The following is a 13,480-nucleotide window of genomic DNA, read 5'->3' as shown; positions in this document are numbered from 1 at the left end:
CCCAACCGGCGTCAGTCGGCCCCGTACCTCTCCCGCAGCTCCACCTTCCGCACCTTCCCGGACACCGTCATGGGAAAGGCATCCAGGATCTGCAACCGGCTCGGGATCTTGTAGTGCGCCAGCCGCCCGTCGCAGAACCCCCGTAGCTCCTCCAGCGTCGGCGGGTCGCCCGCGTCGCGCGGGATGATGCAGGCCAGCACCTCCTCGCCGTACCGCTCGTGCGGCACCCCGACGACCTGGACGTCCGCGATCTTGGGGTGGGCGTACAGGAACTCCTCGATCTCGCGGGGGTAGATGTTCTCACCGCCCCGGATGATCATGTCCTTGATGCGGCCGACGATCTCGACGTAGCCGTCCTCCCGCATCGTCGCGAGGTCACCGGTGTGCATCCAGCGCCCGGGGTCGACGGCCTCGGCGGTCTTGTCGGGCTCGTTCCAGTAGCCGAGCATCACGCTGTAGCCGCGGGTGCACAGCTCGCCCGCCGTGCCGCGCGGCCGGGTCACCCCGGTCGCCGGGTCGACGATCTTCACCTCGATGTGCGGCAGAACGCGGCCGACCGTGGCCGTGCGGTGTTCCAGGTCGTCGTCCCTGCGGGTCTGGAGCGAGACGGGGGACGTCTCGGTCATGCCGTAGCAGATGGAGACCTCCGCCATGTGCATCTCGGCGACCACCCGCTTCATCACCTCGACCGGGCAGGGCGAGCCCGCCATGATCCCGGTGCGCAGGGAGGAGAGGTCGTACGACGCGAAGTCGGGGTGGTTCAGCTCCGCGATGAACATCGTCGGGACGCCGTAGAGCGAGGTGCACCGCTCCTGCTGGACCGCCTCCAGAGTGGCCTTCGGGTCGAAGGACGGGGCCGGGATCACCATGCAGGCGCCGTGCGAGGTGGCCGCCAGGTTGCCCATGACCATGCCGAAGCAGTGGTAGAAGGGCACCGGGATGCAGATCCGGTCCTGCTCGTCGTACGCGATCAACTCCCCCACGAAGTAACCGTTGTTGAGGATGTTGTGGTGGGAGAGGGTGGCCCCCTTCGGGAAGCCCGTCGTGCCGGACGTGTACTGGATGTTGATGGGGTCGTCGCAGGACAGTTCCCCGAACGGCACCGGCGTCCCCCGCGCGATCAGCGCCTCCCAGCTCGGGTCTCCGATGAACACCGTCTCCCGCAGCTGCGGGCACTTGCCCCGCACCTGCTCGACCATCGCCCGGTAGTCGCTCGACTTGTGGCTCAGGGAGGCGACGAGGAGCGAGATCCCGGCCTGCTTGAGGACGTACTCGACCTCGTGGGTGCGGTAGGCCGGGTTGATGTTCACCATGATCGCGCCGATGCGGGCGGTGGCGTACTGGACCAGGACCCACTCGGGACAGTTGACCGCCCAGATGCCCACCCGGTCGCCCTTGGCGACCCCGCTCGCGAGCAGCCCGTACGCCAGCCGGTCTACGTCCGCCGCGAACCGCGCGTAGGTCCAGCGCCGCCCGGACGGTACGTCGACCAGCGCCTCCCGGTCCGGCCAGGCGGCGACGGCCCGGTCCAGGTTGGCGCCGATGGTGTCGCCGAGCAGGGCGGTCGCGCTCGTCCCGTGCGTGTACGACGCCTCGGACGACTCAGTGCTCACCGGAAGTCCTCCTCGCGGTACTCGGCGTCCGAGCCCGCCGCCGTGGCCTCGCGCAGCTCGATGCGGCGGATCTTGCCGGAGACGGTCTTGGGCAGCGGCGCGAACTCCAGCCGGCGCACGCGCTTGTACGGCGCCAGGACCTCCCGTGAGTGCTCGAAGAGCACCTTCGCCGTGTCCGGGCCGGGCTCCCAGCCCTCCGCGAGCACCACGTACGCCTTCGGCACTGCGAGCCTCAGCTCGTCCGGCGCGGGCACGACGGCCGCCTCGGCCACCGCCTCGTGCTCCAGCAGGGCGCTCTCCAGCTCGAACGGGGAGATCTTGTAGTCGGACGCCTTGAAGACATCGTCGGCGCGCCCGACGTAGGTGATGTAGCCGTCGGCGTCCCGCGAACCGATGTCGCCGGTGCGGTAGTAGCCGCCGGCCATCGCCTCCGACGTACGGTCGGCGTCGCCGTGATAGCCGGTCATCACGCCGACGGGGCGGGCGGACAGGTCGAGGGCGATCTCGCCTTCCGCGGCCCCCGGCGCGCCGGAGACCGGGTCGAGGAGTTCGACGCGGAAGCCGGGGCTGGGGCGGCCCATGGAGCCGGTCTTCAGGGGCTGGCCGGGGCTGTTGGAGACCTGGACGGCGGTCTCGGTCTGGCCGAAGCCGTCCCGGATGGTCACCCCCCAGGCCTCCCGGACCCGCTCGATGACCTCGGGGTTCAGGGGCTCCCCCGCCGCCACGGCCTCACGGGGCCGGGTGCGCAGCGCGCTCAGGTCGGCCTGGATGAGCATGCGCCAGACGGTCGGCGGCGCGCAGAAGGTGGTGACGCCCGCGCGGTCCATCTCGGCCATCAGCCGGGCCGCGTCGAAGCGCGTGTAGTTGTGGATGAAGACGGTCGCCTCGGCGTTCCAGGGCGCGAAGAGATTGGACCAGGCGTGCTTCGCCCAGCCCGGCGAGGAGATGTTCAGGTGCACGTCGCCGGGCTTGAGGCCGATCCAGTACATGGTGGCCAGATGGCCGATCGGGTACGAGGTGTGGGTGTGCTCGACCAGCTTGGGGCGGGCGGTGGTACCGGAGGTGAAGTAGAGCATCAGCGGGTCGTCGGCGGCGGTCGGCCCGTCGGGGGTGAAGTCGGCGGATGCCGCGTACGCGTCCTCGTACGCCTGCCATCCCTCGCGTGCCCCGCCGACGGTGATACGTGTGTAGCGGCCGGGCACCTCGTCGAACTTGCCGGTGTCCTCCGCCCGCACCAGCACGTGCCGGACCCGGCCCCGCTCCACCCGGTCGCGCAGGTCCGCCGGGCCGAGCAGCGGTGTCGCCGGGATGACCACGGCGCGCAGCTTCATCGCAGCGAGGGCGATCTCCCACAGCTCGACCTGGTTGCCCAGCATGACGAGGACCCGGTCCTCGGGCCGGACGCCCCGTGCCCGCAGCCAGCCCGCGACCCGGGCGGACCGCTCGGCCATCTCGGCGAACGACACCCGGACCTCGCTGCCGTCCTCCTCTACGATGTGCAGCGCGGTGCGGTCGTTCCCGTCCGCGATCACGTCGAACCAGTCGAGCGCCCAGTTGAAACGGTCGGGCCGGGGCCAGGAGAAGCCCTCGTAGGCCGTGGCGTAGTCCTCGCGATGTTCCAACAGAAAATCCCGCGCGCTGCGGAACAGCTCCGTCCCCGTCGTCATCTGTCCTCCTGGTTTCCGGACCTTGCCGGGCGGCTCTCTGCCATCGTGTAATCCGTGACGTGGGTCTCACTACCCCCGAACGGGGGTGTGCGCTCCGGGATGCAAGGGTGAAAGGGCAAAGGCGTGGCAGTGGACGCGGCCGCAACGGTGGAGATAGGGAGCGCGCTGGTACGCCTGCGCCGCTCGACCGGGCTGCCGGTCGCCTTCGGCGGCCTGGTGGAGTCCGGGGGCCCGCGGATGCGCATCAGCGAACTGAACGGCACGGCCACCGACTCCCTGCGCAGACTCACGGTGACGGCCGGCAACGGCCTGGGCGGCAAGGCCGTCGCCCTCGCCCGCCCCTGCGCGGTCACCGACTACTCCGCCTCGCAGCAGATCACCCACGAGTACGACGCGGCGGTCGCCCTGGAGGGGTTGTGCTCAGTGGTGGCGGTCCCGGTCGTCGTACGGCGCCGGGTGCGCGGAGTCCTGTACGGCGCGCTGCGCACGGTCCAGCCGCTGGGCGACCGGACGCTGACGGCGGCCGTGGAGGCGGCGCGGGACGTGGAGCAGGCGCTGGTGGTGCGGGACGAGGTGAACCGGCTGCTGGCGGCGGCCGGCTCCGTCCGCGCCGCTCCGGAGGCGGAGCCGGCTGCGGACGGCCGGGGAGCCGCGTGGGAGCAGGTCCGCGAGGCGCACACGGCGCTGCGGGCCCTTGCTCCGCGGATCGCCGACCCCGCCCTGCGCGCGGAGCTCCTGGCCGCCTGCGGCCTGCTGACGGACGGGCCCCGGCGCAGTGGCGTCCAGCTGGCGCCCCGCGAACTGGACGTGCTGGCGTGCGTGGCGGCCGGCGCGACGAACGCGGTGACCGCCGAGCGGCTGGGGCTGCGGGCGGAGACCGTCAAGGGCTATCTGCGGTCGGCGATGCGCAAGCTGGGCACGCACACTCGCGGCGAGACGGTGGCGGCGGCCCGCCGGGCGGGGTTGCTGCCGTAGCCCACGGGGCCTCGGGACCGCAGGTCGTCGCCCTCGGAGAGCCGTGGGCCGTGGGGCCGGGACCGGCCGACTCGGACGACGCCCATTCGTTCGTCCGAGCCTTGAATTTCCCCATGCTGCCGCGCTGTTATTTGCCTCACCATGTCTTGGGCCCGAATTTCAATGATCCGTTGCCTAATATTGGCCCGAACACGACACACGGAGGGGAGCGGTGACCGTGCGACGGGACTTCAAGGAGCCTGCGAGATGCCGCCCCGACCAGGTCATCGGCAGGGAGGAGCTGTTCACCGCGGCGCGTGAGCAGCTCGGCCGGGGCGGCAGCGTGCTGCTTCACGGGCCTGCCGGAATTGGGAAGTCGACCGTCCTGCGGGCATTGGCCACGGAATACGGCGAGGCCGCGCGCACCGTGTTGCGCTGCTCGCCCACGGAGTCCGAATCCCATCTCCCCTTCCTCGCCCTGTCCGACCTCCTCGGCATGGTCCTGGAAGAGGTGTCCGACCGGCTCCCCGCCGCCCAGCTCACCGCCCTGGAGTCGGCACTCACCGGCCGCGGCGAGTCCACCCTCCAGAGCGACGGCCTCGCCCTGCGGCTGGCCGTGCTGTCCGCCCTGCGCGCCCTCGCCGACAGCGGCCCCGTCCTCGTCGTCGCCGACGACCTCCAGTGGCTCGACCCGGCCAGCGCCGAGCTCCTCGGCTTCGCCGCCCGCCGGCTCGGCGAGACCCCGGTGCGCATGCTTTTCGCGGTGCGGACCGACGGCCAGGAGTACGACCGCCATCTACGCGCGTCTCCGCCGGACACCCTCGCCGTACGGCTGGGCCCCCTCTCCCGGGCCCAGATGTCCACCCTGCTGGACCACCGCGGCTTCACCGGCCTGCCCCGCTCCACGGTCCGGGACATCCACCGCACCAGCGGCGGCAACGCCCTGTTCGCCCTGGAGCTGGGCCGCGCCCTCGCCGAGAACCCCACACCGCCGCGCCCCGGCGAGCCCCTGCCGGTGCCCACCTCGCTGCGCGCCCTGGTGCTGAACCGCCTGGAGATGCTGTCGGAGGAGGCGCGCCGCACCCTGCTCGTCGCGAGCGCCGGTGCCCGCCCCACGCTGGCCCTGCTCCACGCGGCCGGCCGGGACAACGCCGAGGCCGAGACCGCCCAGGCCGCCGAACTCGGGCTGCTGGCGACCGAGCCCGAGGGGCCCGCCGTACGGTTCGCGCACCCGATGATCTCCGCCGCGCTCTATGCGGAGGCGCCCGCGCAGGAGCGCCGGGCCGCGCACGCAGCGCTGTCCACGGCCGCGTCCGACCCCATCGAGCGCGCCCGGCACCTGGCCCAGGCGACCACCGGCACCGACCCGGACGTCGCCGCCCGCCTCGCCGAGGCCGCCACCCTGGCCCGGGACCGGGGAGCGCCCTCGGTGGCCGCGCAGCTCTCCCTGCTCGCCGCCCGGCACACCCCGGCCGACGGCACGCCGAGCCCTGAGGTGCTGCGGCTCCAGGCCGTGGACGACGCGATCACCGCCGGCGAGCTGGACCTCGCCCGGGACATCGCCCGCGAGGTGCTCGCCCGTACGACCGTGCCCGCGGAACGGGTGCGGGCCTGGATCGCCGTGATCGACACGGCGGGCCATGCGATGAACGAGGTCGACGCGATCTTCCCGCAGGCCCTGGCCGACGCGGGAGAGGACCCGAAGCTGCTCGCCCTGGTCCACTACCAGCTGGCCTGGCGCGCCCTGCTGGTGAAGGGCGACTTCGACGAGGCCCGGGAGGAGGCCGCGTACTCGGCGGAGCTGGCCGCGCGGGCCGGCGACCGGTACACCGAACTGATGGCGCTCGCCTTCCGCGCCCAGATCGAGACCCTCATGGGCCACCCGGACGCCCCCGCGACCATCCGCCGGGCGCTGGAGGACCCCCAGGACCCGAGGGTGTCCTGCCATCACAACGGCGCCGGCTACTCCCGCTTCCGCTGGCTGATCATGAGCGACCAGCTGCCCGAGGCCCGGGCCGCCGTCACCGCGCTGCTGCGCGAGGTGCGCCGGCACGGGTGGGTGGAGAGCGAGGTGCACTTCCTGCGCGGCATCGCCGAGACCGAACTGCACTCCGGTCACTGCGGGCGCGCCCTGGACCTGGCCCGGGAGAGCCTGCGGCTGGCCCGTGACACCGGGATCGGCGAGGTGGCCTCGGCGGTGCTGACCTCGCTCGCGGAGGCCGCGGGCGGGGAGGTCGACCGGGCGATGGCGCTGGCAAGGGAAGCCGTGGAGCACGCCGAGGAGGACGGCGACCAGATGTACGTCTCGCGTGCCCTGGCCGCCCTCGGCCACGCCCAGCTGGTGGCGGGCGACGCGCAGGGGGCGGTCCGTTCGCTGCGCCGGGTGCGCGAGGTGGAGCAGGGCCTCGGCATCACCGACCCGGCCCGCGGCCGCTGGCACGGTGACCTCGCCGAGGCCCTGGTGCGCAGCGGCGAACTCACGGAGGCTCAGGACGTCATCGACGTCACGCGCGAGCAGGCGCGGCGGCTGGACCGCGAGAGCGTGCTGGCCGTGATCGACAGGGCCGAGGCGCTGGTGCGTGCGGCGCGGGGCGAACAGGACGCCGCCGTGGCCCAGTTGACGTCGGCACAGGACCGGCTCGCCAAGCTGGGCTACGGCCTTGAGGAGGCACGGGCCGCCTTCGCCCTGGCCCAGCTACGAACCGGCGACCCCGGCCCGACGTCGTACGACGAGGCCGCCCGGCTGTTCCGCCGGTGCCGGGCGCTGCCGTGGCTGCGGCTGGTCGAGTCGGCCGCGGCCCGCCCCGCGGAGCCGGCCCCCGCGCCCGTCCCCGCACCGGACGGCCTGGAGGGGCTGGCAGGGCTCGCCTCGATGGAGCGTCAGGTCGCCGCGCTCGTCATGGAGGGCGCGACGAACCGGGAGATCGCCGCACGTCTGTTCATCAGCGTCAAGACGGTCGAGGCGACGCTGACCCGGGTCTACCGGAAGCTCGGGATCCGATCGCGGGTCGACATCGTCAGACTCGCGGCGGGACGCCGTACGAAGTGAGCCCGGGCCGCCGGACCCGGTGGGTTTCGGCGTGGCGTACGACTCAAGTTCACCCGTCTTTGTCGGTCTGCGGGGTTTGGACGGCACGACCGAGGGTTTTCCCTGCCCAACTCCCTTAGGGGGTTCCCTCATTGGGCAGGGGAGCTGCTGAGACCTAACTTTGGGGTGTGCCGCTCGCCCGGGCACACGGGGTCGGTCCCACGGCCCTCGTGTACACCCCCCACACCGGGCGCGACCCCCCACCGGCAACACCTGATGAGGAGTCTCATGTTCGGGCTCACCCGTGCCAACAAGACGGCCGCCGCAGCGGCGACCGTTGCCGCCGCAGCGGCCGCACTGCTCAGCGCCCCCACCGCTGAGGCCGCACCCCAGCCCATCGTGGGTGGTACGACCACCACCACGGCCACCTACCCGTTCATGATGCAGATCACGGACGCCTCGGAGAGCCAGTTCTGCGGCGGCACGCTGGTCTCGCCCACCAAGGTCGTCACCGCCGCCCACTGCATGGCCGACGAAACCGCCGGCAACGTCCGGGTCGTCGGTGGCCGCGATCTGCGCAACGGCACGGACGGCACGGTCAGCAAGGTCAGCAAGATCTGGGTTCACCCGGACTACACGGCCGCCGAAGAGGGCAACGACCTGGCCGTGCTGACCCTGTCGACCTCGATGCCTTACAAGACGGCCTCGTACGTCGGTTCCTCGGACACCGGCGTGTACGCGGCCGGCACCACCGCGCGCATCATCGGCTGGGGCACCACCTCCTCGGGCGGCAGCTCCTCCAACCAGCTGCGGACGGCGACCGTGCCGACCGTGGCCGACTCCAGCTGTGCGAGCTCCTACGGTTCGAAGTTCGTTCAGTCCGACATGGTCTGCGCCGGACTCACGTCCGGCGGCGTTGACACCTGCCAGGGCGACAGCGGCGGTCCCCTGATCATCGGGGGCGTCCTGGCAGGGGTTGTTTCCTGGGGCGAGGGCTGTGCCCAGGCCGGTTTCCCGGGTATCTACACCCGGCTGACCACCTTCTCGGACGACGTGACCGCACAGGTCCAGTCGTAGCCGGGATCAGCACCCAGAAGGTCTCCTGAGCACACCTCAGGTGAAGACCAGGGGGCGTTGCGGGCCTCCACGAGCGGCCCGCAACGCCCCCTATCCATGTCCACATCCATGTCCACGTCCATGGGCACATCCATGTCCATTGTCAGTGGCCCCTGTTTGAATGGCTGCCGGATGGGGGTGATGGACATGGTGTCCGCAGACCGTTTGCTCGCCTTCGCGGCGATGTCGGTCCTGGTGATCGTGATTCCGGGGCCGAGTGTTCTCTTCGTCATCGGCCGCGCCCTGGCGCACGGCCGCCGCACCGCCGTGGCGACCGCGCTGGGCAATGTCTTCGGCTCGTATCTGCTGGTCGTCGCCGTCGCGGTGGGGATCGGCTCCCTGGTGGAGCGGTCGGTCGCGATCTATCTGACGGTGAAGCTGGCCGGCGCCGCCTATCTGGTCTACCTGGGCGTCCAGGCGTTCCGGCACCGCAAGGACCTCAAGGCGTCGGCGATACGGGCGCAGCCGGCCGGACCGCCGCGCGGTGACCTGCGTACGGTCCTCGACGGCGCCCTCGTCGGTGTCACCAACCCCAAGGGCGTGGTGTTCTTCGCCGCCGTACTCCCCCAGTTCGTGGACCACTCGGCGGGCCATGTCCCGCTCCAGATGCTCCTGTTGGGCCTGGTCCCGATCACCATCGGCCTGGTCACGGACACCCTGTGGGGCCTGACCGCGTCGGCGGCCCGCACCTGGTTCGCCGGTTCCGACCGGAGGTTGTCGCTGATAGGCGGAGCGGGTGGCTGCACGATGATCGGGCTCGGCGTGACGGTCGCGGTGACGGGCCGCGCGGACTGAGAGCCGTCCCACGGCTACGCGATGACGGTCCCGAAGCGGATGTCGTACGACGCCTCCCCGTGCAGCACCCCCACCACCCGCTCCGCCTCCTCGGCCACGTCCACGCGCTGGGCCTTGGTGAGCTCGGTGAACGGCTCGATGACCAGGGCGTCGCCGATGATCCGCCACACGCCCGCGAGGAAACCGTCCACGAGGAGCGGGCAGTAGAACGTGTTGGCCTGCCAGGTACGGCCTCGGTTCTCGGCCGGGATCACCCGGGTGCGGTCGGCGTGGGAGAGGAGGAGGTTGTCGAACTCGGGCAGGAGGCGGGGCGGTGCCGGGGTGTCCGGGTCGGGGCGCGGGGCGTCGGGGAGGTCGAAGAGTTCGACCCCGTTCTCGTCCCGGAAGGTGAGCAGTCGGGGGCGGAGCCGTTCGAAGGCGGCACGCATCCGGGTCAGACCGGACCAGGTCTGCATGTCCTTCACGGAAGCCGGTCCGAAGGCGGCCAGATAGCGCAGAACCGCGTCGTCGGGTGAGGCGGCCGGCTCGGCGGGACGGCCCAGCCAGTGCTCGGCGGTCGTGAGGGCGACCTGGGCGCTACGGCCCCACAGTCCACGCGGGGTGACCTGGACGAGGGGCAGCCTGCAGCGGGCGGCAACGGCCAGGGACTGCGGGTCGGCGTCCGGCCACTCGGCGCTGAGGGCCTCGCGGAGCTGCTTCATGGTGCGGGGCTCGGCCTCGACGAGTTCACGGGCGAGTACGGCGAGCCGGTCCAGGTCGACGCCGACGAGGCCCTTGCGGAAGTAGTTGATCTCGCGGTCCCGGGCGGGCTGGACCAGCGGACGCAGGGTGAGACTGTCGTCGGCGGTGTGCAGATGGATCGTCGAGCGCATGGTGACGATACGCACGGCGGCACGGTCGGCCAGCAGCCCCGACAGTTCCTCGGGCGTGAACCCTTCGAGCCGGGCGGCGAGCGCGTAGTACGGCGGCTTGACCTCCTGCGCCTGGAGACCGACCAGATGCTCCACGGCCGCCCCGGCGGACAGCGGCGAGCGGCGCAGCAGCAGCTGCCGGTCGAGGGTGGCGCGGTTGAGGGCACGGGGGCTGAGGACCGGTTGCGTCCTGGTCGTCCCCTTCGCCACCTTCACTGCCTCCGATGCCTTCGTTGCCGTATCAGCCGTCGTCCTTGCCATGGTCCGCTTCGTCATGCTCCGCACACTAGAGAGACTTGCGGACAGCTACCGTCCGCATCTCTCACCGAATCACGGTCCGCCCTCATCCGCCCATGTCATTCGCCCCGTATATCCTGCTCCGTGATCACGCACTCGTCGTCCCGACCGGGAGGCAGCCGCGATGTCCGAGCGACGCGCCCGACCCGCCTCGAAGAACCCCATGAAATCCGTCTGGCGCCGAGCCCTCACTCCGCCGCCGCCACCGGGCCCACCGATGCCGGAGCCTGCGCCGGGCCCCGCCGCTTCCGAATACTCCGACGTGGTGAGCGTCGTGCAGGCGGCGCTGTACCGGGACGGCGTGCGGGTGTCCGCCCCCGCCACCCTCGCCGAGACCTACCGCGAGCTGCGTGACCAGCCGTCCGGCATGGCATGGATCGGCCTGGCCCGCCCCACCGAGGCAGAGCTTCTCTCCCTGGCCGCGGAGTTCGATCTGCACCCCCTCGCGGTCGAGGACGCGATGGAGGCACACCAGCGGCCCAAGCTGGAGCGCTACGGCGACACGCTCTTCGTGGTCCTGCGCGCGGCCCGCTACCTCGACGCGCCCGAGGAGGTCGACTTCGGCGAGCTCCATGTGTTCGTCGGCCCCGACTTCGTGATCACGGTCCGCCATGGCGCGGCCCCCGATCTGTCGGCGGTGCGCCGGCGCATGGAGGAGACGCCGGAGCTGCTGAAGCTCGGGCCCGAGGCGGTGCTCTACGCGATACTGGACGCGGTGGTCGACGGCTACGAACCGGTCGTGGCGGGAGTCCAGATCGACATCGACGAGATCGAGACCGAGGTCTTCCGCGGCGACCCCGAGGTCTCCCGCCGTATCTACGAACTCTCCCGCGAAATGGTCGAGTTCCAGCGCGCCACCCGCCCCCTGGTCGGCATGCTGCACGGCCTGATGGCGGGCTTCTCCAAATACGGCACGGACGAGGAACTCCAGCGCTACCTCCGCGACGTCGCCGACCACGTCACCCACACCAGCGAGCGCGTCGACGGCTTCCGCCAGGCCCTCACCGAGATCCTCACGGTCAACGCGACGCTGGTCACGCAGCAACAGAACGCGGAGATGCGGGCGTTGGCGGAGGCGGGGTTCGAGCAGAACGAGGAGATCAAGAAGATCTCGTCCTGGGCGGCCATTTTGTTCGCTCCGACGCTGGTCGGGACGATCTATGGCATGAACTTCAGGCACATGCCAGAGTTGCACTGGGTGCTCGGATACCCCTTCGCGATCGCCCTGATGGGGATTGTATGTACCAGTTTGTACGTCATCTTCAAGAGGCGGGATTGGCTCTGAGTAATCGCCATGGAGGGCTGCTGTCCTGGGCGCGTACAGCGCCGATCACAGGCGCGGACGACGCGTCTTAGGCCGCTGGGGAGAATCTGGGGAGAATGAGACGCTGTGTGGGTGGCGGAAGCCGTCGCCGGCGTTCTGGTAGCCGAGGCCGACTAGGGTCGGCATGTCCAGCTCGGCGGCGATCCGGTTGAGGGCAGGCCGTGGTGGCGGGCGCAGGTGGTGTCGTGCTCCCTGCCCGGGCGGACCGGTGAGACCCAGATCGGCCAGCCGCCCAGGGTGGAGATGACCTGCACATTTCCGCCATGGCGCTTGTGCTTTCCGGACCACCAGAGGTCTGCGCCGTTGGGGCCGGGGGCGGCGACGCGGTCGGTGCGGATGGCGGTGCCGTCGAGGTTCAGATGCGTCAGCCCGGCCGCCTTCGCGCGCTCCAGCGCGGTCGCGAGGTCCGGTGCCCCGGCCGCCAGAACGGTCAGCCCCTCGTGGAGGTAGCGGTAGGCGGTGGAGGCCGACAGGCCGTTGTCGCAAGCGAGTTGGGAAAGGCGGGTGCCGTCGATGAACCAGCGCAGGACGAGCACCGCCTGGCGGAAGCAGCCCAGCACACGCCTGCCCTTGCGGGTTCCGGCCACGATGCGGTAATCGCACAGCAACCGGGCCAGGTGCTCGGCGGTGGACCGCTTCACGTCGAGCACCGCGGCGTATGTGGCACTGGTCGACACGTGAGGCCCCTCGGTCAGAACAATCTGTCGCAAGATCGTTCCTACCAGGGGCCTTACGTCTGCCCGGACTTGGGGACCCCGCAGAACCGCAGCGCAAGCATCGCAATCACAGCGAGCGGCGAGCGTTTGCTGGGAAGGCTCAGTTGCTCTGTCGCCGCCGCCTACGGGACCAGGGTGTGCACTTCACAGTCGGCGCAGCCCTTGTGCTGGCTCTTGAGGATGCGCCTCGCGCTGCTTTGCACAGGTGCGCCGCTTGGCACGATTACGGCAAGCCTCAAGGACGTACGTCCCTTCGGGTACCTATAGCGTTTCAGGGTGTCGGCGCGGTGATGTGTGCCGTCTTGAGCGGTAAGGTCCCGCCGCAACTCTCCTTACTGCCCGTCTGCTGCCGCACCTCACCGACACCTGCGACGGCTTCCGCCACCCACACAAGAAGCCCGCCGGAAGCGAACTCACTGAGGCCCAGCAGACCTACAACAAGGTCATCCGCGGCATCCACGGAGTCTGCGAGCGCGCCAACTCCCTGCTCAAGACCACCTTCAAGGCCCTACGCCGGGTCGACCGCATCATCTGGTCAGTCACACAACGTCATGATCCATTACTGGCAAAGGCTCACTGACGGGCTGCTGGGAGTCGGCCGTCGAAGGCGATGTCGAAGGGCGTTCAGCGCGGTCTTCCGGCGCATGGTCCACCGGTCCTGGCCCTTGCCGGTGGGATCGAGAGACATGATCGCCATCTAGACGCACTTCAGCGCGGCCTGCTCGCTGGGGAAGTGGCCGCGGGCCTTGACCGCCCGTCGTATCCGCGCGTTCACCGACTCAATTGCGCTGGCGGTGCAGACGATGCGGCGGATCTCGGTGTCGAACCGCAGGAACGGAGTGAACTCCTCCCAGGCGTTCTCCCACAACTTTACGATCGCCGGATACTTCCTGCCCCACGCGTCAGCGAACTCCGCGAACCGCTCCAGGGCGGCCTCCTCGGTCGGTGCGGTGTAGACGGGCTTGAGGAGTCTGGCGATCTTGTCCCAGTCCTGGCGGGCGGTATAGCGGAAGGAGTTCGGCGGAACCGTAAGAGCCCACGTGCGACCGCGCCGAAGGG

8 protein-coding genes and 3 pseudogenes are annotated in these 13,480 nt (G+C 70.8%); 6 read left to right on the top strand and 5 right to left on the bottom strand.

The window, feature by feature from the left end; translation table 11 throughout:
- Window positions 1-11: 11 nt before the first annotated feature.
- Window positions 12-1,613: an AMP-binding protein gene (locus POF73_RS41295; protein ID WP_272124550.1), complete on the bottom strand. Its 1,602-nt coding sequence runs from the start codon at window positions 1,611-1,613 to the stop codon at window positions 12-14.
- Window positions 1,610-3,280: an AMP-binding protein gene (locus POF73_RS41290; RefSeq protein ID WP_272124549.1), complete on the bottom strand. Its 1,671-nt coding sequence runs from the start codon at window positions 3,278-3,280 to the stop codon at window positions 1,610-1,612. Before POF73_RS41290 ends, POF73_RS41295 begins: the two co-directional genes overlap by 4 nt.
- A 129-nt stretch (window positions 3,281-3,409) precedes the next feature.
- On the opposite strand from POF73_RS41290, the gene POF73_RS41285 reads away from it, so the two are divergent.
- The 4 genes from POF73_RS41285 (at window position 3,410) to POF73_RS41270 (ending at window position 9,173) form a co-directional block, all read left to right on the top strand.
- Window positions 3,410-4,255 carry a response regulator transcription factor gene (locus POF73_RS41285; RefSeq protein WP_443049737.1) on the top strand — a complete coding sequence of 282 codons (846 nt, stop codon included), beginning with the start codon at window positions 3,410-3,412 and terminating at the stop codon, window positions 4,253-4,255.
- A gap of 211 nt (window positions 4,256-4,466) precedes the next feature.
- Complete coding sequence (locus POF73_RS41280) at window positions 4,467-7,283, top strand: ATP-binding protein (RefSeq protein WP_272124547.1); 2,817 nt, start codon at window positions 4,467-4,469, stop codon at window positions 7,281-7,283.
- Between the two features lie 267 nt (window positions 7,284-7,550).
- A complete protein-coding gene (locus POF73_RS41275) occupies window positions 7,551-8,339 on the top strand; it encodes a S1 family peptidase (RefSeq protein WP_272124546.1) in 789 nt (262 codons plus the stop codon).
- 186 nt (window positions 8,340-8,525) lie between these two features.
- Window positions 8,526-9,173 (top strand): LysE family translocator, encoded by a 648-nt coding sequence (locus POF73_RS41270; protein ID WP_272124545.1) that lies wholly within the window; start codon window positions 8,526-8,528, stop codon window positions 9,171-9,173.
- 14 nt (window positions 9,174-9,187) lie between these two features.
- Here the strand turns inward: POF73_RS41270 and POF73_RS41265 are convergent, their stop codons facing one another.
- Complete coding sequence (locus tag POF73_RS41265; protein ID WP_272124544.1) at window positions 9,188-10,360, bottom strand: winged helix DNA-binding domain-containing protein; 1,173 nt, start codon at window positions 10,358-10,360, stop codon at window positions 9,188-9,190.
- 145 nt (window positions 10,361-10,505) lie between these two features.
- Between POF73_RS41265 and POF73_RS41260 the strand changes: the two genes are divergently transcribed.
- Window positions 10,506-11,666 (top strand): magnesium and cobalt transport protein CorA, encoded by a 1,161-nt coding sequence (locus POF73_RS41260; RefSeq protein ID WP_272124543.1) that lies wholly within the window; start codon window positions 10,506-10,508, stop codon window positions 11,664-11,666.
- A gap of 200 nt (window positions 11,667-11,866) precedes the next feature.
- Here the strand turns inward: POF73_RS41260 and POF73_RS41255 are convergent.
- A pseudogene (locus POF73_RS41255) lies at window positions 11,867-12,382 on the bottom strand (transposase family protein); the annotation flags it as partial.
- 409 nt (window positions 12,383-12,791) lie between these two features.
- On the opposite strand from POF73_RS41255, the pseudogene POF73_RS41250 reads away from it, so the two are divergent.
- Window positions 12,792-12,941: pseudogene (locus tag POF73_RS41250) on the top strand (transposase family protein); the annotation flags it as partial.
- Window positions 12,942-12,994: 53 nt separating this feature from the next.
- Here POF73_RS41250 and POF73_RS41245 read toward each other — a convergent pair.
- Window positions 12,995-13,480 (bottom strand): annotated as a pseudogene (locus tag POF73_RS41245) (transposase); the annotation flags it as partial.

It is taken from the genome of Streptomyces sp. HD (assembly GCF_028369295.1).
Lineage (GTDB): Bacteria > Actinomycetota > Actinomycetes > Streptomycetales > Streptomycetaceae > Streptomyces.
This window is presented reverse-complemented; position numbering and strand designations above follow the sequence as displayed.

Coding starts and splice junctions, on each gene's coding strand:
- POF73_RS41290 (WP_272124549.1), bottom strand. CDS start 3,280: ATGACGACGGGGACGGAGCTGTTCCGCAGCGCGCGGGATTTTCTGTTG.
- POF73_RS41275 (WP_272124546.1), top strand. CDS start 7,551: ATGTTCGGGCTCACCCGTGCCAACAAGACGGCCGCCGCAGCGGCGACC.
- POF73_RS41270 (WP_272124545.1), top strand. CDS start 8,526: ATGGTGTCCGCAGACCGTTTGCTCGCCTTCGCGGCGATGTCGGTCCTG.
- POF73_RS41265 (WP_272124544.1), bottom strand. CDS start 10,360: ATGACGAAGCGGACCATGGCAAGGACGACGGCTGATACGGCAACGAAG.
- POF73_RS41260 (WP_272124543.1), top strand. CDS start 10,506: ATGTCCGAGCGACGCGCCCGACCCGCCTCGAAGAACCCCATGAAATCC.